The sequence below is a fragment of the Pantoea sp. X-Soil-ISGK-259 genome (assembly GCF_059730705.1).
Genome location: NZ_AP035986.1, coordinates 3,385,937 through 3,407,624, shown reverse-complemented (window position 1 = coordinate 3,407,624; position 21,688 = coordinate 3,385,937). Strand labels below are relative to the sequence as shown.

Sequence of the window (21,688 nt, the reverse complement as noted above, 5' to 3'; positions counted from 1 at the left end):
CGCGTGAATTGAGACGATAAGCGATTCGCACCGCCTGTCATTGATCGCCTGCCGTGGTAAAGTCTCGCGGCCAGATTATTCACGGTAAAACAGGGAGAGGCGACCCGTGGCGAAATACCAGCGATTGATGGATGAGATTCAGCAGCAAATAGAGGCCGGCATCTGGCTGCCAGGCACCCGTTTACCTTCGTTGCGTCAGCAGGTTGCGCAGCAGGGTGTCAGCCTGATGACCGTGTTGCATGCCTATGAGTTGCTGGAAAGCCAGGGCTGGATCGTTTCTCGTCCTCAGTCAGGTTACTACGTGGCACCGCGTGCCCTGGCGCCCGCACCGCTGAGCGTGGCGATCAGCGAACAGGTTGATATCAACGACTTTGTGTTTGATGTATTGCAGGCCACGCGCGATCCCGCCATCGTGCCGTTTGGTTCTGCTTTCCCTGATCCCGCTCTGTTTCCGCAGCGCCAGCTCATGCGCTCGCTGGCAAACGTCTCTCATCATCTCACCCCAACGGATGCGCTGCACAATCTGCCGCCTGGCAACGCCACGCTGCGACAGCTGCTGGCCCAGCGCTATGCGCGCCAGGGCATTACGCTGTCGCCGGATGAAATTGTCATCACCAGCGGGGCACTGGAGGCACTCAATCTCAGCCTGCAGTCCCTGACCGAGCCGGGCGATTACGTGATAATTGAGCATCCGGGTTTTTATGGTGCGCTGCAGGCGATTGAACGGCTCAAACTCAAGGCGCTGGCAATTCCGGTCGATGCAAAGCAGGGCATCGACCTTGCCCAGCTGGAGGAGGCCCTGCAGCGCTGGCCGGTGAAAGCCTGCTGGCTGATGACGACGCTACAAAATCCGCTGAGCGTGACCTTAACCCCGGAGCGTAAACAAGAGCTGGTCGAACTACTGGCGCGTTATCAGGTGCCGATGATTGAAGATGATGTCTATGCCGAACTCTGGGCGGGTGATGTTGCGCCGCTGCCGGCTAAAGCCTGGGATCGTCAGGGGAACGTGCTGCATTGCGGCTCGTTTTCAAAGTCGCTGGTGGCAGGATTTCGCGTTGGCTGGGTTGCGGCAGGGCAACATGCGCAGCGCATTCAGCGGCTTCAGCTGATGAGCACGCTTTCTACCAGCGCGCCAATGCAGCTGGCGCTGGCCGATTTCCTCGCTACGCGGCGTTACGACACCCATCTTAAGCGGCTGCGACAGATTCTGGCGAAACGACAGCAAATGGTGCGCCAGGCATTACTGAAAGTACTGCCACCGCAGTCAACGGTCAGTGAAGGGCGCGGGGGCTATTTTCTTTGGGTGACACTGCCGGACCATATTAATACGACCCGGCTCTATCAGCAGGCGCTGGCGAAGGGGATCAGCATTGCACCGGGGCAGTTATTTTCGGCAGGAGAGCAGTTCAGCCACTGTTTTCGGCTGAATACCGCCTGGCCGTGGGATAGCCGGGCCGAGGCGGCAATAGAAACGCTGGGTCAGTTGATGGCGAAGCCGCTGGCAGATTAAACCTGCGCCGCTTCCTGGTGACCCCAGGTCAGGTAGTAGACATCATAGAAGTCCACTTCCCCTTTTTGCGTCAGCAGACGCTGGATGCCTGTCTTCACCCGTTCCGGTGCTTCAGGCAGCGACAGAATGCGAGAGATAGCCTGCTCGCGCACGGGCTGAATGTAATACCACTCGCCGTTGTAGCAGACGCGCAGATCGAGTGCATCAATATCTTCAAAGCGATATTTCGGATTGATATCCAGCAGCATCAGAACACTCATGACCAGCACAAATGCGGTGGCAAACCAGAAGGCGGGCCAGCCGAGCATCTCGGTAGAGAAAATCAGCGCCACGCACAGGCCGTAGCAGAGATACATGACTGCCCAGAGGCCGGGGTGTTTTTTCAGAAACGAGAGGCTAAAGCGCGGCAAATTGTCGCGACGTTCTTCGCGATTAAGCGTAGCGATCTCGTCAATCAGGATTTGTTTAATAGCGTCCATTTGTTACCTCACTGTCATCTGTTAGCTATTACAACAGATAACAGTCAAGCATATCAGAAACAGATTCGTGCATTTTTTATATAACAGTTGATAAAACAGTTGTTGGCCATCCTCCCACCTGACATTTTGCAACACTTTGCCGCAGTAAAAACCGCTACCCTCTGCCACCCATGCACACTCTTGCCCTATTGTTAACGACACATTTGGCTTTAGGCAGCAATATCAGTCAATTATCCAAAATGTGTTGTCTGGCGCACATTGCATTGTGCCGCGGGTTTGCCACACTTAATAAAAAACCGGAGAACCTGTATGTGTGCCTCATCCTCCAGCCTGATGTTAATGATGTCCTTTGCCGCAGGCACTTTCTCGGCAGGGGCTTCTGATAATCCTCAGCATCTTATGCTTGGCATCCCGTCGGGTGGCGTCCCGAATAACCCGTTACCTCTGATTATCTGGCCGCGCGTGGTGCCGGAAGATGAGGAAATCGCGACGTGGTTTGAGAAAACGTTTGAAGAGAACGGCTGGCCACCCGCCTGGCGCTATCCGATTTTTCCCTACACCCACTTTCATCCCAACACCCATGAATTGCTGGGCGTGGCGGAGGGCTGGGCAGAAGTACTATTTGGCGGCGACAGTGGCCGGATGGTGACGCTGCGCGCCGGTGATGCGGTGCTGATTCCGGCAGGCGTCGGCCATCGTCAGGTCAGCGCCAGCGACGACTTCATGGTGATTGGTGCCTATCCGCACGGCATGTCGCCGGAGACGCTGCGTGATGAACCGGCTAAGCTGAAAATGGCCCAGGAACAGGTAAAAAAAGTGCCACTGCCGACGCAGGACCCTTTCACCGGTAAAGAGGGCGCATTGACGGAGATCTGGCAGCCGATTGCCGCCATGCATTTACAGCAACAGATGGACCTGTAGAGACCTGCGTCCGTCGTGAAATGGTTAAGCGCGAGCACGGCTCGCGCTTTGCTTTTCTGGCCTGAAATCTCTTTTAAACGTTAATGCCATGGGCCTAATTCTGTTGTCATTCCATTGAATATTTGTCCGCCGCTGCCGATATATCACCTGCTAATATTAGTTATTCTTCTTAATGCGCTTGTGTTTGCAGACCTTTTCCGCTTTAGTCTCGGCCAGTTTATTAAGAACATTCCTAAGCCACTACCCGGCTATCGAGCAGCAGGCAAATAACAATGGATAATAACTCTGATGTCATCTATCGCATGCTGGTACAAAGCGTGATCGATTATGCGATCACCATGCTTAAACCGGACGGAACCGTCGCCAGCTGGAACGGCGGAGGCCTGCACGTCCTGGGTTACAGGCCAGACGAAATTATTGGTCAGCACGCCACCCTGTTTTACAACGAAGAGGATCGTCGTCGCGGTCAGCTGCAGCGTGAACTCGATATTGCGGCGAACGCCGGACGGTTTGAAACCGAAGGCTGGCGCTGTCGTAAAGATGGCAGCACCTTCTGGGCGCATGTGGTGATCTATCCGATCCGCAATGAAGTGGCCCGGCTGGTCGGATTCGCCGCTATCTGCCGTGATTGTACCCGGCAGCAGGAGCAGCAACACAAAGAGCGGGAGCAGGAGTCGCGCTTCCGTCTGCTGGTGGAGGGCGTCACCGATTACGCCATCTACATGCTCGATCATGACGGCAACGTGGTGAACTGGAACGCGGGTGCACAGCGGGCCAAAGGCTATGTGGCGGAAGAGATCGTTGGTCAGCATTTCTCCCGCTTTTACAGCGCGCAGGATCGGCTGAACCATGTCCCGGAGCAGAACCTGCAAACCGCGTATCGCACCGGCCGTTTTGAGGATGAGGGCTGGCGCTATCGCAAAGATGGCAGCGCCTTCTGGGCGCATGTCGTGATCGACACGATCCGCGACGATCAGGGCCAATTGTTGGGCTACGCCAAAATCACCCGCGACTGCACCGAACAGCAGCGCATTCGCAGTGAGCAGCGGGAGCAGGAGCAGCGTTTCCGTCTGCTGGTAGAGGGCGTCACTGATTACGCCATCTATATGCTCGACGTCGACGGCGTGGTGGTGAACTGGAATGCCGGTGCCGAGCGCGCCAAAGGATATAAGGCAGAAGAAGTGGTCGGTCAGCACTTCTCACTGTTCTACAGTTCCCATGAGCGGCTGAACCGGACGCCGGAAGCTAACCTCGGTATCGCGCTCAAAACTGGCCGCTTTGAAGATGAGGGCTGGCGTTACCGCAAAGATGGCAGCGCTTTCTGGGCGCATGTGGTGATCGACGCCATCCACGATGATGACGGTAAGCTGGTCGGTTTCGCCAAAATCACGCGTGATCGCACCGAACGCCGTGAGCAGGAGCAGCAGATTCTGCGCGCCCGCGATCTGGCTGAAGCTCAGAGCACTCAGAAAACCGCGCTGTCCAAATTTCTCGATAACATCATTGCCAACATCCCCTCCTGCGTGATTGTGGAAGATGCGATCACACGTGAAATTCTGCTGGTTAACGACCGCACTCAGCAGCTGTTCGGCCTGTCGAAATCACTGATCGTCAACAAGCGCCCGCACGAATGCATGTCCCCTGAACTCAGTGACTACTTCAATAATCTGGCCGATGTTGCGCTGCGCAGTGAGGGCATGCATGAGCGTGAGCAACTGCTGATGACCGCCAGCGGCGAGCGTATCCTGCATACCCGCGCGACCGCGATTAATGGTCAGGATGCACGTCGTAACTACTTAATGCTGCTAGTGGAAGATGTCACCGACCAGCGCGCAGCCGATGCCCGAATTCACCATATGGCGCATCATGACAACCTGACCAGCCTGCCTAACCGCATTTTGTTCCGCCAGCGTCTGAGCGAAGCCTTACGCACCGCTGGACAGATGCAACGCCAGACTGCTGCGCTCTGCCTTGACCTTGATAACTTTAAAAATGTGAACGATGCGCTGGGTCACCAGATTGGCGATGAGCTGTTGCGCAGCGTGGCTAAGCGTCTGCGCAACGCGCTGCGTGATCAGGATACGCTGGCGCGTATTGGTGGCGATGAGTTCGCCATCGTGCTGCCTCACGTCGCCGGTAATGATGAGGCGAGCGCAGTAGCTCAGCGCCTGATCGAGGCGATTCGTCCACCGGTTAACATTGAAGGCCATAATCTGTCGGTGGGGCTGAGCGTGGGCATTGCGCTTAGCACCACCATCACTAATACGCCGGAGCAGCTGCTGCGCTGTGCTGACATGGCGCTGTATGAAGCCAAGCGCAATGGCCGCAATCGTTATGAACACTTTACGCTGGAGATGGATGATGTGGCGCGCAGTCGGCGCCTGATTGAAAACGATCTGCGTGATGCGATCAGTGGCGGACACCTTCGACTCTACTATCAGCCCATCACCAACGGCGATCATCACACCATTATTGGCTACGAGGCGCTGATGCGCTGGCATCATCCGATTCGTGGCTTGATCATGCCTAATGACTTCATCCCGATTGCAGAAGAGACCGGCCTGATTCATATGCTGGGGGCGTTTGCACTCTATGAAGCCTGTCGTGAAGCGGCGAGCTGGGAAGGGGAGCAGTCGGTTTCGGTCAACCTCTCTCCGCTGCAGTTTAAAAACAGCTCGCTGGTGCCGGTGGTGGAAGGCGCGCTGAAGGAGTCGGGTCTCGATCCGGCGCGGCTGGAAGTCGAGATTACCGAATCGGTGCTGCTGGATGACTCACTGGGAAACATCCGGACGTTGCAAAATCTCAAGGCGCTGGGCGTACAGATTGCGCTGGATGATTTCGGCACCGGCTATTCGTCGCTGAGCTATCTGCGCTCTTTCCCGTTCGACAAAATTAAAATCGACAAATCGTTTATCAACGATATGGGCGACAGTCGCGAGGCGCTGGCGATTATCCGCGCCATCACCGGCATGAGCCGCAGTCTGGATATCCAGATCACCGCTGAAGGGGTAGAGAGCGATGAGCAGTTTGCTAAGCTGCGCGACGAAGGCTGTACGCTGTTCCAGGGCTTCCTGTTTGGACGGCCTCAGCCATCGGAACTGCGGCTGAAAACGCTGGGTTAACCCGCGCGGAATGAGTCGACGCTGGGATAATCAATGCTGGATCAATCATAAAGGCCATGCTGCTGGACCGGCGCATGGCTGAGATTATCGCGGATGCGCCGCACCGACTCACGCACCACCAGCCTGCCATTCAGTAGCAGACTGCCGGTCGGCGTACCGGGATTCAGCCGCATCTCCTGCAGCATTCTCACTGCCGCCGCACCCAGCTCATCACGCGGCACCTGCACGGAGGTCAGCGGAATATCGTGGATAGCGGCCAGGTTAAACCCATCCATGCTCATCACCGAAATATCCTGCGGTACCCGTAAACCAGCCTGCTCCAGGGCCGTGACGGCACCTGCTGCAATGTAATCGCCGCTGGCGAGAATCGCCGTAGGGCGGAGCGCATCAGGACAATGGCGCAGATATTCACCCAGCCGTTCCGCTGCCTCATTGCTGCTGAAACTGTTGAGGGTCAGCAGATGCTGACGACTGTCAAAGCGCAGGTTCATGGCGTGCCAGGCGTCCCGGACGCCCTGAAGTCGCTGCTCCATGGTGTAGCGGCGCAGGCAGTGCAGCGAGAGAATTTGCCGGTGTCCCTGCTCAAACAGATAACGCGCTGAAAACTCTCCGATCAGCTGATGATGCGGCGAGACCGAGGGCAGGCGCATACGACGATCGCGGGCGTTAATCAGCACGCAGGGTTTGTTCATCTCTGCCGCCAGCTGATGAATATGCTCATCATCTATGCCAATCAGCAGCGCCGCTTCGGTCTGCTGCATCTTATCGATAAACAATGCCGCATCACTTTCCACCTCTTCCAGGGGGCAGTAGCGCAGCCGCACTTCATGCGGCTCCACCGCCTGACTGATCCCCTGAATGACCTTGTAATAAAAAATATCACTGCGTACATCGAAGGCGCGGGGCGGGGCAAAGACCATCAGGTTATTCAGCAGCAGGCGACCGCTATGCAGGTTGGTCAGCACGCCCTGCTGCTGTGCCACGGCCAGCACTTTATCGCGGGTGGCGGGTCGGGTATTGGCTTTACCCGCCAGTACGCGCGACACCGTGCTGATCGAGACGCCGCTCAGTGCCGCAATTTCACCCACTTTCAGCCTTTGTTTCATTCTGTGATCGCCTTCAAATCTGCTAATGAAAAATTTTTCATAGTCTGCTGAATCGCGTCAGATAAGCGTTTCAGTGCCCATTTCTGTCGGGTTAAAGCCTGCCATGAAAATCGTTGCAAAAAAGTGGCTGTACCCACGTTTCGCACTTTTCTAAGTTCGTGAAAAGGACACGCGGTACGCCAGCTGGCGGTGTGCGTCATCAATGGTAATCAGGAGTGGCACAATGAGCCTCGAATCAACAACGAAACCCATCAGTGCGTCACGCACGGTGCGCGTGATTAAAAATTTACGCTGGTGGATGCTGGGAATGTTCCTGCTGGGTGTGACCGTCAACTACATCACCCGCAACTCGCTCGGCATTCTGGCACCGGAACTGAAAAACAGTCTGCATATGAGTACCGAGCAGTACTCCTGGGTGGTCGCCGCGTTTCAGCTGGCTTACACCCTGTTTCAGCCTGTTTGCGGCTGGCTGATCGATGTGATCGGACTGAAGATGGGGTTCCTGATTTGCGCGCTTATCTGGTCGGTGACCTGTCTGCTGCACGCCGGTGCGGGAAGCTGGCTGCATCTGGCGCTGCTGCGTTTCGTCATGGGTGCGTCGGAAGCGGCGGCCACACCGGCTAACGCCAAAGCGATTGGTGACTGGTTTCCCAAAAAGGAGCGTCCGGTTGCGGCGGGCTGGGCGGGCGTCGGCTTTTCGATTGGTGCCATGCTGGCTCCCCCAATTATCTATGTCGCGCATATTACTTTTGGCTGGCAGGGCGCATTTCTGCTGACCGGCGGCCTGGGCCTGCTGTGGGTGGGACTCTGGTGGTGGGGCTATCACTCGCCGGAGAGCCATCCTCGTCTCTCTGATGAAGAGCGTGCCTTTATTAATCAGGATAATGAAGCCATCGGTGAAAAACTGCCGTTCTTCACCGCGCTGAAAGTGATTGGTAAAGAGAAGAAATTCTACGGCATTGCGATTCCTGCGTTTCTGGCCGAACCGGCCTGGGCGGTGCTGAGCTTCTGGGTGCCACTCTATCTGGCCAATGAGCGCGGCATGGATCTCAAGCAGATCGTGATGTTCGCCTGGCTGCCATTCCTGGCTGCCGACCTCGGCAGCGTCGCCAGCGGTTATCTGACCAAAATCTATGTGCGCTGGTTTGGCATGACCCGCGTCAACTCGATTGTCGCCAGTTCGGTGACCGGCGCCCTGCTGATGGTTTCGCTGGCGCTGATGACGCTGGTGAAAGATCCCTGGCTGGCGATTGCCCTGATTTCCGTTGGTGGCTTTGGTCATCAGGTGATCTCCTGCATGCTGAGTGCGCTGGTGGTCGAGCGTTTTGATCGCCGCCAGATGGCCACTGTCAACGGCATGCGCGGCTCCTGCGCCTGGATCGCCAGTTTTATCTTCTCGCTGATTATCGGTGTCACCGCCGATACCATCGGCTTCAATCCGCTGTTTGTGGCGATGGGCTTTTTTGACCTGATCGGTGCCGTTTTCCTGGTGATGCTGATCGCCGAACGCCGCCAGCGCCCTGCTAACCCATAAGGATATCGCGATGAAAACCCTGAAGAACTGGACGCTGCATCAGCAGGCCGATCACTTTGTTGAGCTCAAGGTCGAACAACGTCATTTCCTGCGGCTTTATGTGCTGGAAGAAAAGCTGATGCGCGTGCTGCTGAAACGCGACGGTGAGCTGGCGCTGAACCGCACCTGGAGTATTGCGCCCGGTCAGGATGTGCCCTGGGAGGGACGTGACCGCGAGGCGCTGGATGGTTTTACATTACCGACGTTTCAGGTGGAGCACGATGCGCAGCAACTGCGTCTCAGCACGCAACAGTTGCGCGTCACCGTGCATCAGCCGCTCTGCCTGAGCTGGGAGCAGTTTGACGGCGCGAGCTGGCAGCCCCTGACAGCCGATCGGCACACCGGCGCTTATCTGCTGAATGCACACGGTGACGGGGTCGAGCACTATCAGCGTCGTCAGCCGCAGGATCGGGTGTATGGTCTGGGTGAGAAGAGTGGCGACCTGAACCGCGTTAACCGTCGTTTTGAGATGCGTAATCTCGACGCCATGGGCTACAACGCCGCCAGCACCGACCCGCTCTACAAACATATTCCGTTTACCCTGACGCAGCGCGATGGCGTCAGCTTCGGCCTGTTCTATGACAACCTCAGCAGCAGCTGGCTCGATCTGGGGAATGAGCTGGATAACTACCATCTGCCTTATCGCCGTTACCGCGCCGAGGCAGGTGATCTCGATTACTACATGATGCTCGGCCCGACGCTGCTCGACGTGACCAAAGCTTTTGTGCGTCTCACCGGACGCACGCTGTTTCAGCCGAAGTGGAGCCTGGGTTACAGCGGTTCTACCATGCATTACACCGACGCGCCGGACGCACAGCAGCAGCTGCAATCCTTTATCCGTCTGTGTCGCGAGCATGAGATTCCCTGCGACTCGTTCCAGCTCTCATCCGGTTATACCTCGATTAATAACAAGCGCTACGTCTTCAACTGGAACTACGACAAAGTCCCGAATCCCAATGCGCTGAGCGACGCGTTTCATCGTGCCGGCATGAAGCTGGCGGCCAACATCAAGCCCTGTCTGCTGCAGGATCATCCTCGCTATCAGGAAGTCGCATCACAGGGGCTGTTTATTCGTGACTCTGAGCAGGATCGCCCGGAGCGATCGGTGTTCTGGGATGACGAGGGATCGCACCTTGATTTCACCCATCCGCAGGCGGTGCGCTGGTGGCAGGAGAATGTGACTCAACAGCTGCTGGAAAAGGGCATCGATTCCACCTGGAACGACAACAACGAATATGAGGTGTGGGATGGCGAAGCGCGTTGTCACGGTTTCGGTCAGCCGATTGCTATCAAGCATATCCGTCCGGTAATGCCGCTGCTGATGATGCGCGCCTCGATGGAAGCCCAGCAGCAGTTTGCGCCAGACAAACGCCCTTATCTGATCTCCCGTTCCGGCTGTGCCGGAATGCAACGCTATGTGCAGACCTGGAGCGGCGATAATCGCACCAGCTGGCAGACTTTGCGCTACAACATCCGCATGGGGCTGGGCATGAGCCTGTCCGGGCTGTTTAACGTCGGACACGATGTCGGCGGCTTCTCTGGCGATAAGCCTGATGCCGAGCTGTTTGTGCGCTGGGTTCAGAATGGCGTGATGCATCCGCGTTTTACCATCCATTCATGGAATGACGATCACACGGTGAACGAGCCGTGGATGTATCCGGAAGTGACACCGATGATCCGCGAGGCGATCCGCCTGCGTTATCGCCTGATGCCTTACCTTTACAACCTGGCGTGGCAGGCGAGCGAAGAAGATGAGCCAATGCTGCGTCCGACCTTCCTCGATCATGAACAGGACCCGCAGACTTATCAGGAGTGTGATGACTTTATGCTGGGTCGCGATCTGCTGGTTGCCAGCGTCGTAGAGCAGGGCGCGCGCAGCCGCGATGTCTATTTGCCGCGTAACCGTGGGGGCTGGTATGACTGGCACAGCGGTAAAGCGTTTGCGGGCGGCGAAACCATCACGCTGGATGCACCGCTGGATCGGCTGCCATTGCTGGTGCGGGCTGGTGCGATCATCCCACTGGGCGAATGTGAAACCACGACGGATGCCCGCCGCGACACGGTACGGCAGTGGCAACTGTGGCCAGCACCAGAAGGCATAACGACTCAGGGCGAAATGTTTGATGATGATGGCGAGAGCCATGGCTGGCAGCAGGGCAATGCACTGTGGCTGAGCTGGACATTGTGCAGCAGCGCTAGCCGAATCGACCTGACGGTGGAAAAACGTGGCGATTACCAGCCCGCCTGGCGCGAGATCGCGCTGTTATTGCCTGAAGGCGAACATCGTGAGCTGTGGGTGAATGGCGATAAAGCGGCAAGTTACCGGCTGGAATAGCGGTGCAGTAGTGTCAGCAAGACGGAAATAAGATCGGCCCCGAAAAGGGGCCGATAAATATTATTCTGCGTGATTCTCGGTGCTCATGCGGCCCAGATCTTTATCGACCAGGAACAGACCGTTGCCGCTGTTGCTGACCAGCGCCAGTTTATCCAGCACAGTTTTGAACAGCTTCTCTTCTTCGTGCTGCTCAGCCACATACCACTGCAGGAAATTGAAAGTAGAGTAGTCCTGTGAAGTCATAGCAGCGTGGGCCAGCTCATTGATTTTGCTGGTGATCAGCTGCTCATGCTCCAGCGCCTGCTGCAGAATTTCATTCAGCGAGGTAAAGGCGACGGGTGGTGCGGCAATGGTGCCCAGCACCGGCATGCCGCCAGTATCGCTCAGGTAGTCAAACAGACGCTGCATGTGCTGCATCTCTTCGCGTGAATGCATCTTCAGGAAGGAAGCGGCACCCTCAAAGCCTTTGTCGCTGCACCAGGCGCTCATTTGCAGATAAAGATTGGCAGAGAAAAATTCCAGGTTCAGCTGGTCGTTTAAACGCCCAGTCATTTCAGCAGTCAGCATGGCCGAGTCCTTTTAAGAAGATGTTAAATACAGATGTAAAGTCGGTGAATTATGCATCAAACATGTGCGTAATGTGAAGCCTTTTCGGCAAAATAAGCTATTTTATCTGATTGATTTAAATAGAATTATTTCGGAAATTGAATGCGACCAATTCTCATCCTGCATCATACTTTGCCGGCCAATTAATTCAGGGTAATCAGCACCATGATAGTGCGACCGGGGGTGTTCATGCTGGTGCAGGCGCTGCAGCGACAGGTCAAATAACCGCATTCTGATGACGACCCGAAAATATAACGTTGCGGTATGGCAACGTTATTCCGGAGAAAAGTATATAGCCGGCATGAATAAAACGTCCCATCGCGACAGACGAGACAGTAATAATCATGTTTACAACTGCTCTGGCATAAATCCTGCTTGAAACTCACTTCCCAACGTTGAAATTTGCAATGCCAGGGAATTTGCGGCAAGGCAGTTATCAGGAGAAAGAAATGTCAGACGAGAGTGTGGTTAATCCGGTGAAACTGACGGCGACCAAAGGCAGTTATGTGTCGTTAATTTTTGCCATTCTGTTTTTTTCAGGGCTGTTTTATCACGTCGAGGGCCTTTCATGGTTAGGTGCGTTCGACTTCACCACTCTGGGCGGCAGCTTTGGTACCATGAAAGATCCCGCCAGTAACACCTTTCTGGGCGCAGGCGGACTCAGCGCCAAAGCGGGTTTCCTGTTTGCGCTGTCGCTGACGCCCACGGTGATGCTGGCGCTGGGCGTGCTGGAAATCTTCACCCACTATGGCGCGATTCGCGCAGCGCACCGGTTGCTGACACCTTTGCTTAAACCGCTGATGGGATTACCTGGCCATTGCGGTCTGGCGTTAATCACCGACCTGCAAAGCACTGATGCGGGCGCGGCATTAACCAAAGAGATGGCTGATCAAAAGCAGATCAGCAAAAAAGAGGTGGTCGTCATGAGTGCCTGGCAATATTCCGGTGCCGGGTTAATCAATAATTACTTCGCCATCGGTTCAGCGCTGTTCGCCTCCATGACACTGCCGATTATTATTCCGCTGTTATTAATGTTTGTTCTTAAATTTGTCGGTGCGGCGATAACGCGCGCTGTGTTAAACAGTGTTTATAAAAAGGATTTCGCTGATGGAAAATAAAATCGCAACCAGCAGTAATCCCTTTGATGTGTTTGTAACCGGCGCGCGTAAAGGCTTTCACATCGCCATTCATAATCTCATGCCGAATGTGGTGATGGCGTATGTGCTGGCTGAGGTGCTGAATCTGCTCGGCATCATGCAGTTTCTCGGGCATGTTTTTGCGCCGGTGATGGGGCTGTTTGGTCTGCCGGGTGAGGCGATTACTGTGCTGCTCACCGCGTGGCTCTCATCGTCGGCAGGCACGGGTGTCGCGGTCAGCCTGCTGACCAAAGGGCTGCTGACCGGTGCGGATATTACGATTCTGGCCCCGGCAATTTTCCTGATGGGATCGCAGCTGCAATATATGGGGCGGCTGCTGGGCGTGGCTGATGTGCCCAAAAAATACTGGCCGCTGCTGATGCTGGTGAGCATCATTAACGCGCTGATCGCAATGTCTGTTATGCGTCTGTTTATTCAGGAGTAACGCTGTGTCTGAGGTTTTAGAGCATTACCACTATTTGCATGAAATTCCGGAGCTGGGTTTTCAGGAGGTGAAAACCTCGGCTTATATCGCGGACCAGCTGGAGAAAGCGGGCCTGAAGGTAACGCGTAACATCAATAACACCACCGGTATTGTGGCGGAGATCGACAGCGGTGTTCCGGGTCCGGTGCTGGCACTGCGCGCGGATATGGATGCACTGGGTCACATCATTGATGGCGTGCCGTGCGCGCGTCACACCTGCGGTCACGACGGTCACTCATCGGTCGTGCTGACGGCGGCGACGGCGCTGCTGCAGGAGGGCACGGTGAAACGTGGCCGGCTGAAGATCCTGTTCCAGCCCGCCGAGGAGCTGGGTGCCGGGGCGCTGGCAATGATCGAAGGTGGCGCTCTGGATGATGTGGAGATGATTCTTGGCTTCCACCTGCGTCCGCTGGAGGAGTGTGTCGTCGGCCAGGCGGTGCCTGCGGTACTGTACTCCGCCTGCAGCACGCTCGAAGCCACCATCAAAGGCCAGCCCGCCCATGCGGCGCGTCCGCATCTGGGTGTGAATGCGCTGGATGCGGCCGTACAGGCAGTGCAGGCGGTTAACGCTATCCATCTTTCGCCCGGCCTGACCTGGAGCGTCAAAGCGACTCGCTTCCTGTGCGATGCGGGTGTCACCAACTCGGTGCCGGATGAAGCGCGCGTAGTCTGGGATCTGCGTTCGCAGGAGAACGGGCCGATGACGCTGCTGAAAGAGCAGGTTACGCGTGCCATCACTCACAGCGTGGCGGCACTGGGTGCCACTGCTGAGGTCCGCGTGCTGAAAGAGATGCCCGCTGCCGAAATTGATGATGAGGCGACGGCGGTGATCCGCGCCGCCATCGTCGAGGTGCTGGGCGAAGAGGGCGCATTGTCGACCCGCACCACGCCGGGCAGCGAGGACTTTTTCTACTATCCGGTGAAGCGTCCGGGTGTGAAAGCGGGCTTCTGGGGGCTGGGTACCAACCTGACGCCAGGACTGCATCATCCTGATATGCGTTTTGATCTCAGCTCACTGGAAATTGGCGTGCAGATCTTTAAAGCCTGTGTCAGAAAGGTGCTGGGATAGAGATTAACGTTGCCCGTCTCCTTGCGGCGGGCAACATCATTCTGTCAGGCTGGCACCCACGGTCCGGCCAGTTGGGGTTGCGGAAATCCTCCTGTGAGAATACGCAGTTCCGCATCACGTGGGGTATTGTCGCCCGCCCCCTGAATGCTGACGATATCCTGCGGGCAGGCGGAAAAGGCGACATAGCAATCCATCTCGGCGCGAAGGATGATGTAGTCTCCCGGACGCGTCACAACCGGCAGCGTTTTTAGCGTCATGCCGTCTGGCTGCACCTGAATATTCATGAAGATATTAAACGACGCCAGATTGCCGTGCGGCAGCTTTACGCCCAGCGCCGCCATACTCTCAAACAGATTGTCATGGCAGTTTCGGTGCGGTTCGGTACACCCCAGAAGCTCATAACGGCGTGCATCGCATGCTGCCATAAAGGTGTCGTGTACGCCCGGCGAGGTATCCGCAACCAGCGTCAGGATAGGATGGCGCTGGCTGGTGATAAAACTGTCACCAACGTGAGGATTGAGGCGTTGGTTCCAGACGCGTGTCGCCTCCATCGACATATATTCAGTCAGGTCGTTTGCGTTATACGCCCAGCAATCCACGACCTGTGTGCCGTGCAGATTAATGACCTGCACCGCTTCGCCTTTGCGCAGTAAAACGGCTTTACCGTGACGCGCGGGGATAAGCAGCGTATCGCGCTGCGGATATTCAGCTGACATAAGATTCTCCTGACTAATGTGGCAAGGTGCGCCGGTAGCGCGTCATGCGAAATTCAATGCGGCGGGTCAGCCCGTCGAGCAGGCTGTTGAGTGCCCAGTAGCTGAGCGCTACGGTGAGGTAGATCTCCAGCGGAGCATAGGTCTCGGAGATCGCTTCCTTAGCTGCGTACATAAACTCCTGTACTGAGACGATGGAGAGCAGCGCGGAATCCTTGATCAGACCGATGAGCAACCCGACCAGCGGGGAGAGCATCTGTGGCAGCGTCTGCGGAAGTGCCACATCACGCAGTTGCTCCATCCGGCTCAGCCCGAGCACGCGACACGCCTCCCACTGACCGCGCGGCAGCGTCTCAATCGCACTGCGTATAACCTGGGCAACGTAAGGGGCGTAGTAGAGCGTCAGCGCCAGCACGCCTGCCTGCGGCGAGCTGAGGGTGATGTTATAGTCTGGCAACACGAAATAGAGCAGATAGATCACCACCAGCAACGGCAGCGCCTGGGTTAGCGCACTGTATAAACGCAACAGCTTTCGCCAGAAATGGGGAGCGCGCAGCATACCGATCGCCATAATGATGCCCCACAATAACGAGCATAATGCAGCGACGGCGCAGAGTTGCAGCGTCACCGCCATCCCCTCGCCCAGTGAGGGCAGTGCTGTAAGAATCGCCTGCCAGTCCATCATAGGCGTTTCCCTCTGAGTTCCAGCCGGCGGGCAATGCGCATCAGCGGCAGCGCGATTAACAGATAGCCCGCCGCGACCAGCAGTAATACCTGGGTTGCCTCATAGGTACGTGCGATCACAATCTGTCCGGCGTAGGTCAGTTCGGTAAGCGCCACCACCGACGCCAGTGGCGTGGTCTTGAGCAGAATAGTAAATTCGCTCACCAGCATCGGCAGGCTCGATCGCACGACCTGCGGGTTGATTACATACCACCAGGTTAGCCACCGGCTCAGTCCCAGTGTGCGTGCCGCTTCGCGCTGACCGCGCGTCATCAGGCTCTGATTCACGCGCAGAATCTCTGCCACGTAAGCGCCACTATTGAATCCAATGGCGATCACCGCCGCCAGCATGGGATGTCCACCAAGACCAAGACGTGGCAGGGTGAAAAAGACCACAAACAGCTGCACGATGGCGGGAGTGCCGCGCATCAGGCTGATATAGAGGCGGCCTGCGCAGCGCCACAACCAGAAGCGGCGCAGCTGAAGAAAACAGCCAAGCTGGCCCATCACAAGGCTAAGCAGCGCCGCCAGCAGCGTGAGTGAGAGCGTCATCAGCAGACCATGTCCCAGTTCGGGCAGAGCGCTGACCACCTGTTCATTCAGCCCCATCACCCACTAATCCTCGTTAAAATCGAAAAGATTTTCCGCAACGGCAAGGCGAAGCGGCGCAGGCTGGTCATTACCCTCAATACCGGTATTGCAGGCAGAAACGACAAACTGCATATCCATGGTGACGCGGCAGGTAATCGCGTCGCCAGCCCGGGTCAGGTTGGGTTCGGGCAGTATCTCTCCCGCCTGCGTTAGTCTGACGTGCATGAAGAGATTGATGGGGTCTGGCAGCTTCGGTGCCCGGATGCCGAGACGCGACAGCTCGCGACTGACTGCCTCCACACACCCCTCATCCTGATACCCCCGCGAGGCCAGGAAGTCGCGCGTTGAGGCGGGCAGCAGCAGGTCATGGCGCTTTACGCTATCTTTGCCCAGCACCATCATCGGGCGGCGGCGATTGTTTACCAGGCGCATGCCGGAGCCGAGCAGATAACTGTTGCTGAATACGCGGGTGTGATGAACAGAGAGCCATACCGTCGGATCCACAAGGCTGAACCCGAACAGCGATGCCACAGCACCCGGTGCCAGCGCGCTGATGCGCAGCAGCTGGCCCCGCAGAACCTGAATCGAACCCACACTGCCCGCCGCGACGGTGAGCGGGGCGGCAACCGAACGCGGTGCATCTTCTGTAAAACCTTCACGCATAAGCAGCATGGGTGACCTCCGCAGGTTCGCTGTCATGGATCTCAATGGCGATCGGCGTGACCTGCAGGCCATTACCGGGAATGATGTCCTGAGGACAGGATGAGACGGCGCAGATGAGATCGCACAGCGCCTCGAAGACGATCCTGTCACCGGCCTGACTGTGGGGATCGGTAACTTCCATGCGGCCATCGGCCGTCACCGGGCCGTTCTGAAACAGGTTGAAGGGTTCCGGCAATGCGTAATAGGTGATGCCGTGCGCCTTCATCCCTTCCAGCAGGTTATCGACGCAGTTGCGATGGCCTTCCACACCGAAATCGACACTAAAACGGGTGCGATCGCAGGCCGGGACGTTGGCATCGTGAATACCAATGGTGTCGGAGACGATGCGCAGCAGCGGCCGATTTTCGCTGGACCAGAGTGAATCCCCCGGTCTGAAGAAAAGCGAGCGAAGATGCTGGCGGGTATGCACCGGCGAGAGTTTCTCATCATGATTCGCTGCATTCACCGCAACGAAATCGGCAGCCTGCTGGCCCTCGCTGTCGATGATGGTAATCAGCTGGCCTTTACGAACCAGAAAAGTGCGGCCGTGCCCGGCGGGTATGGTGAAAGAGAGAGGGCTCATCGCTTACTCCGCGGGAATGAAGTTGGTGGCGGGCACGGTAAAAGTGGTGCCGAGATAGTGCTTCTGCAGTGCAGCAAGTTTACCGCTCTGCTGCATGGCCAGAATATGATCACTGATTGCCTTGTTCAGGCTGAGATCCTCTTTACGCGTGGCCCAGGCCATCCACTGCGAAGGGCCTACTTCTCCGGCCTGTACTAATTTGTCGGGATACTTCTTCACGATCGGTGCCAGCACCGCAATATCATCCAGCACAAAGTCAGCGCGTTTTGTCATCAGCGTACTGACGGTTTGATCCAGGGTATCGACACTGATGATGGTAATGGGCGGTTTACCCGCTTTCTTCAGCGCCTCATTGAAGCTTTTCAGCAACTGCTCCGGCACGCTGGCGCTCTTCACTGCGCCACGCAGTCCTGACAGGCGCTCAGGAGAGAGTCCGGATTTGCTGATCTTTTCGGCGTCGCTTTTACGCATCAGGACACCGTTAACGGTTTTGCTGTAGGGCACGGTAAACAGCACTTTCTTCGCGCGCTCTGCGGTGACGTTGAGTGATGATCCTTCCGCGTTAAAAGATCCTGAGATCAGACCGGGAAGAATGCCGCTGAAGGCGGTTTTCTGAAACACCAGTTTCACGCCGAGATCGTCGGCAAACGATCGCATGATGGCCACGCTGTAACCGGTGACCTCGCCATTATCACTGGTGTATTCATAGGGCGGGAAGGTCGGGTCGATGCCGACCGTGATTTTGCCGGCACTTTTAATGTCCGTTAGCGTATCAGCCTGCGCCGCACTGACGGCAAGCAGTGCGGCGATAAGCAGTGCGATTTTTTTCATTATGGTGGTCCCTGGTATGGGTGAAGGTCACCTGTACCTGAGCAGTTTTTGTGCCACGTTGTAACAGTGATGAAGCAGAAGGCTGATGCGCTACCTGCTTTTGTAAACAGAATCAGTGAGAAACGTGCGTTTCATATAATGATATTTATTTTTCTTTTGTTTCTGTGAGGAGGTTAAGAGGGCTGGCACGCCGGACAGCGGCGCACCTTTACAGGGCGTCAGATGAACAAAAATGCGTCAGCGTAGCGCACTATTCCAGCTCGTCGAGTTGCTGGTGCAGCACCTCAATTGCGGCAAGGCGTTCGCTACCGGCCTTACCTGAATGGCGTGCTACCAGCGAGCAAAGCAGATTACAGACGCCGGAGAGCGCCACCGTGCTGTCGAAAATCAGAGTGCTATCGGTATGGCAGCGCAGTGTCCAGCGCGCGTGGCGTGCAGGTTTTCCCGCCAGCGCATCGGAGAGATAGAGCATGGGAACCTGCTGCACGCTGAGTGCTGCCATTGCCGTATCCAGCGCGGGCATACGGCGGCGGAGACCGACGCAGATTGCCATATCCTGCGGGCCGAGCGTCGCAAGCTGTTCGGCCAGAGAATCGCCCGCGCGTGGTAGTAGCGTAACGCCGGGATGAACGTGCAGCAGATTGCGATAAATCAGGGCAGCAATAGTCTGACTGTGACGCCAGCCCAGCACCACGACGCGGCGCGCCTGGGCTATCGCCTCAACGCACGCCTGTAGTGTTTCCCCATCCAGCGAGCGGAAGGTATTGACCAGATTGGCAATCTCTTTTTCAAGATGCTGCTGCATCAGGCTGTCGAGTGGGGAAGCGCTGACGCCGGAGTGCAGATAAAGTGGCGATCCGCTGTTCTGCATCTCGCGCGCCTGACGACGCGCCGCCTCGTAGCTTTCATAGCCGAGATGACGAAAAAAACGGGTAGCGGTGGCTTTGGAGACGCCTGCGCTCTGCGCCAGTTCTGTGGCAGTATTCATCGCCAGCTGGCCGGGAGCCGCGAGCAGCACCTCCGCCAGCCGTTGTTCGTGAAGGGAAAGCTCATCCCAGTATTGTCGAATACGGCCCTCGAGGGGGACCGGTTTGGCGCTCATGGGGGATTCCCTGAAAATGAAAAACCTTATCCTGCACAGTGTGTGCCGGGTTGTCATCTGTTTTGACCTTTGCACACAGGCAGGCAACAATTTCCTCCGCCGCTGTTCGCCGCCGCGCGCAAAATATTGTATGCTATGCCGCCTTAAAGCTGACCAGGTAACCGGACTTCACGCCAATGTAACGTCGCGCTGACCCGCCAACGATAAAAGATCGTTTTTGGCACCGTTTACCCGCCGGTAAGGTTCTGCCGGCCACCGTGATTTATCAGCAGCGCCAGTACGTTGCGCTGCCTATTGAGAAGAATTCCATGTCTAATCCCTTTTTAGAAGAGGTGGCACGCCGCCGCACCTTCGCGATCATTTCGCACCCGGATGCCGGTAAAACCACCATTACCGAAAAAGTGTTGCTGTTCGGACAGGCTATCCAGACCGCCGGTACCGTAAAAGGCCGTGGCTCTAACCAGCACGCCAAGTCGGACTGGATGGAGATGGAGAAACAGCGTGGTATCTCCATTACCACCTCGGTGATGCAGTTCCCTTACCGTGATAGCCTGGTAAACCTGCTGGATACCCCAGGTCACGAAGACTTCTCGGAAGATACCTATCGTACGCTGACCGCCGTTGACTGCTGTCTGATGGTGATTGATGCCGCGAAAGGCGTCGAGGATCGTACCCGTAAGCTGATGGAAGTCACCCGTCTGCGCGATACGCCGATCCTGACCTTTATGAACAAACTTGACCGTGATATCCGCGATCCAATGGAAGTGCTGGATGAGGTGGAAAGCGAGCTGAAAATTGCCTGCGCACCGATCACCTGGCCTATCGGCTGCGGCAAGCTGTTCAAAGGGGTTTATCACCTCTACAAAGATGAGACCTATCTCTACCAGACCGGTAAAGGCCACACCATTCAGGATGTCCGCATCGTGAAGGGGCTGGATAATCCGGATCTCGACACTGCCGTCGGTGAAGAGCTGGCCGCACAGCTGCGTGAAGAGCTGGAGCTGGTGCAGGGCGCCTCGCACGAATTTGAGCAGGAAGCTTTCCTGAGCGGCAAACTCTCACCTGTCTTCTTCGGCACCGCGCTGGGTAACTTTGGCGTTGACCATATGCTGGACGGACTGGTTGAGTGGGCGCCACGTCCGATGCCGCGTGACACCGACACCCGCAGGGTAGAAGCGAAAGAAGAGAAGTTCAGCGGTTTCGTGTTTAAGATCCAGGCCAATATGGACCCGAAACACCGCGACCGTGTGGCCTTTATGCGCGTGGTTTCCGGTAAATATGAAAAAGGGATGAAGCTGCGTCAGGTGCGTACCGGCAAAGATGTGGTGATCTCAGACGCCCTGACCTTTATGGCGGGCGACCGTTCACACGTTGAGGAAGCCTATCCCGGCGATATCATTGGTCTGCACAACCACGGCACGATTCAGATTGGCGACACCTTCACGCAGGGTGAGAACATGAAGTTCACCGGTATTCCGAACTTCGCGCCAGAACTGTTCCGTCGTATTCGTCTGCGCGATCCACTGAAGCAGAAACAGCTGCTGAAAGGGCTGGTTCAGCTGTCGGAAGAGGGTGCCGTGCAGGTGTTCCGTCCGGTGCATAACAACGATCTGATTGTTGGCGCGGTCGGGGTACTGCAGTTCGATGTGGTAGTGGCACGTCTGAAAAGCGAATATAACGTTGAAGCCATTTACGAAGCGATTAACGTCTCAACGGCGCGCTGGGTTGAATGCGACGATGCTAAAAAGTTTGATGACTTCCAGCGTAAGAATGAAGTTAACCTGGCGCTTGATGGCGGTGATAATTTGACTTATATCGCACCAACCATGGTTAATCTTAATATTACTCAGGAACGTTATCCTGACGTCCGTTTCCGCAAAACGCGCGAGCACTAATCGCCTGTTTCCGGGCCATTCCAGCTGGGAATGGCCCTGTTTTCCCCCTTCCAGACTCCTCCTAAAAACCCTGTTTTTCTTCTGTTTTGACGTGTGATCAACCAGTTAGCCAGGCAAATTGCAAAATGCCGTCTATGATTACTCTATCGGACGGCGGAAGAGACTTCTCTTGTCCTTACGTCCTGTTACGCAGCGGCCTTTGTTGCC

At 56.3% G+C, this 21,688-nt stretch carries 19 protein-coding genes; 9 read left to right on the top strand and 10 right to left on the bottom strand.

From position 1 onward, the window contains the following. The first annotated feature begins 106 nt into the window (after positions 1-106). Complete coding sequence (locus tag AC6I77_RS16175; RefSeq protein WP_105099908.1) at positions 107-1,510, top strand: aminotransferase-like domain-containing protein; 1,404 nt, start codon at positions 107-109, stop codon at positions 1,508-1,510. On the opposite strand, the gene AC6I77_RS16170 is transcribed toward AC6I77_RS16175, so the two are convergent. Next, positions 1,507-1,989, bottom strand: coding sequence for a YlaC family protein (locus AC6I77_RS16170; RefSeq protein ID WP_003848494.1), 483 nt, complete (start codon positions 1,987-1,989; stop codon positions 1,507-1,509). The genes AC6I77_RS16175 and AC6I77_RS16170 overlap by 4 nt on opposite strands. 309 nt (positions 1,990-2,298) lie before the next feature. Between AC6I77_RS16170 and AC6I77_RS16165 the strand changes: the two genes are divergently transcribed. Both AC6I77_RS16165 and AC6I77_RS16160 read left to right on the top strand, forming a co-directional pair. Next, a complete protein-coding gene (locus AC6I77_RS16165) occupies positions 2,299-2,910 on the top strand; it encodes a cupin domain-containing protein (RefSeq protein WP_003848496.1) in 612 nt (203 codons plus the stop codon). A gap of 272 nt (positions 2,911-3,182) precedes the next feature. Continuing rightward, the gene (locus AC6I77_RS16160; protein WP_008925718.1) at positions 3,183-6,032 is read left to right on the top strand and encodes a bifunctional diguanylate cyclase/phosphodiesterase; all 2,850 of its coding nucleotides are present in this window, start codon (positions 3,183-3,185) and stop codon (positions 6,030-6,032) included. A gap of 41 nt (positions 6,033-6,073) precedes the next feature. On the opposite strand, the gene AC6I77_RS16155 is transcribed toward AC6I77_RS16160, so the two are convergent. Further along, positions 6,074-7,138, bottom strand: coding sequence for a LacI family DNA-binding transcriptional regulator (locus tag AC6I77_RS16155; protein ID WP_003848500.1), 1,065 nt, complete (start codon positions 7,136-7,138; stop codon positions 6,074-6,076). Between the two features lie 223 nt (positions 7,139-7,361). On the opposite strand from AC6I77_RS16155, the gene AC6I77_RS16150 reads away from it, so the two are divergent. Both AC6I77_RS16150 and AC6I77_RS16145 read left to right on the top strand, forming a co-directional pair. Beyond that, a complete protein-coding gene (locus AC6I77_RS16150; protein WP_003848505.1) occupies positions 7,362-8,672 on the top strand; it encodes an MFS transporter in 1,311 nt (436 codons plus the stop codon). A gap of 10 nt (positions 8,673-8,682) precedes the next feature. Beyond that, a complete protein-coding gene (locus tag AC6I77_RS16145; RefSeq protein WP_312041413.1) occupies positions 8,683-11,046 on the top strand; it encodes a glycoside hydrolase family 31 protein in 2,364 nt (787 codons plus the stop codon). Between the two features lie 60 nt (positions 11,047-11,106). Here the strand turns inward: AC6I77_RS16145 and ftnA are convergent, their stop codons facing one another. Further along, positions 11,107-11,613 carry a non-heme ferritin gene (gene ftnA, locus AC6I77_RS16140; protein WP_003848509.1) on the bottom strand — a complete coding sequence of 169 codons (507 nt, stop codon included), beginning with the start codon at positions 11,611-11,613 and terminating at the stop codon, positions 11,107-11,109. A gap of 488 nt (positions 11,614-12,101) precedes the next feature. Here ftnA and AC6I77_RS16135 point away from each other — a divergent pair, with 488 nt between their 5' ends. The 3 genes from AC6I77_RS16135 to AC6I77_RS16125 are packed head-to-tail and all read left to right on the top strand — an operon-like array spanning position 12,102 to position 14,341. After that, complete coding sequence (locus AC6I77_RS16135; protein WP_078804972.1) at positions 12,102-12,770, top strand: nucleoside recognition domain-containing protein; 669 nt, start codon at positions 12,102-12,104, stop codon at positions 12,768-12,770. Further along, positions 12,760-13,233: a YjiG family protein gene (locus AC6I77_RS16130; RefSeq protein WP_003848518.1), complete on the top strand. Its 474-nt coding sequence runs from the start codon at positions 12,760-12,762 to the stop codon at positions 13,231-13,233. Before AC6I77_RS16135 ends, AC6I77_RS16130 begins: the two co-directional genes overlap by 11 nt. 4 nt (positions 13,234-13,237) lie before the next feature. Then, complete coding sequence (locus AC6I77_RS16125) at positions 13,238-14,341, top strand: M20 peptidase aminoacylase family protein (protein WP_008925715.1); 1,104 nt, start codon at positions 13,238-13,240, stop codon at positions 14,339-14,341. A 44-nt stretch (positions 14,342-14,385) separates the two neighbouring features. Here the strand turns inward: AC6I77_RS16125 and AC6I77_RS16120 are convergent, their stop codons facing one another. From AC6I77_RS16120 to AC6I77_RS16090, 7 genes are all read right to left on the bottom strand, one after another. Next, positions 14,386-15,057, bottom strand: a complete 672-nt coding sequence (locus AC6I77_RS16120) for a DUF1989 domain-containing protein (protein ID WP_039659350.1) — start codon at positions 15,055-15,057, stop codon at positions 14,386-14,388. Between the two features lie 13 nt (positions 15,058-15,070). Continuing rightward, positions 15,071-15,736, bottom strand: coding sequence for an amino acid ABC transporter permease (locus tag AC6I77_RS16115; RefSeq protein WP_033743155.1), 666 nt, complete (start codon positions 15,734-15,736; stop codon positions 15,071-15,073). Beyond that, positions 15,736-16,386, bottom strand: a complete 651-nt coding sequence (locus tag AC6I77_RS16110; RefSeq protein WP_497817142.1) for an amino acid ABC transporter permease — start codon at positions 16,384-16,386, stop codon at positions 15,736-15,738. The genes AC6I77_RS16115 and AC6I77_RS16110 overlap by 1 nt, the downstream gene beginning before the upstream one ends. Before the next feature lie 6 nt (positions 16,387-16,392). Next, positions 16,393-17,040, bottom strand: coding sequence for an urea carboxylase-associated family protein (locus AC6I77_RS16105; protein WP_033761425.1), 648 nt, complete (start codon positions 17,038-17,040; stop codon positions 16,393-16,395). After that, a complete protein-coding gene (locus AC6I77_RS16100; protein ID WP_033761428.1) occupies positions 17,024-17,653 on the bottom strand; it encodes a DUF1989 domain-containing protein in 630 nt (209 codons plus the stop codon). The genes AC6I77_RS16105 and AC6I77_RS16100 overlap by 17 nt, the downstream gene beginning before the upstream one ends. A gap of 3 nt (positions 17,654-17,656) precedes the next feature. Next, positions 17,657-18,484: a transporter substrate-binding domain-containing protein gene (locus AC6I77_RS16095; RefSeq protein ID WP_008925710.1), complete on the bottom strand. Its 828-nt coding sequence runs from the start codon at positions 18,482-18,484 to the stop codon at positions 17,657-17,659. Positions 18,485-18,734: 250 nt separating this feature from the next. After that, positions 18,735-19,586 carry a MurR/RpiR family transcriptional regulator gene (locus AC6I77_RS16090; protein WP_039659345.1) on the bottom strand — a complete coding sequence of 284 codons (852 nt, stop codon included), beginning with the start codon at positions 19,584-19,586 and terminating at the stop codon, positions 18,735-18,737. Positions 19,587-19,894: 308 nt separating this feature from the next. On the opposite strand from AC6I77_RS16090, the gene prfC reads away from it, so the two are divergent. Beyond that, a complete protein-coding gene (gene prfC / locus AC6I77_RS16085) occupies positions 19,895-21,481 on the top strand; it encodes a peptide chain release factor 3 (RefSeq protein ID WP_105099925.1) in 1,587 nt (528 codons plus the stop codon). Positions 21,482-21,688 lie beyond the last annotated feature (207 nt).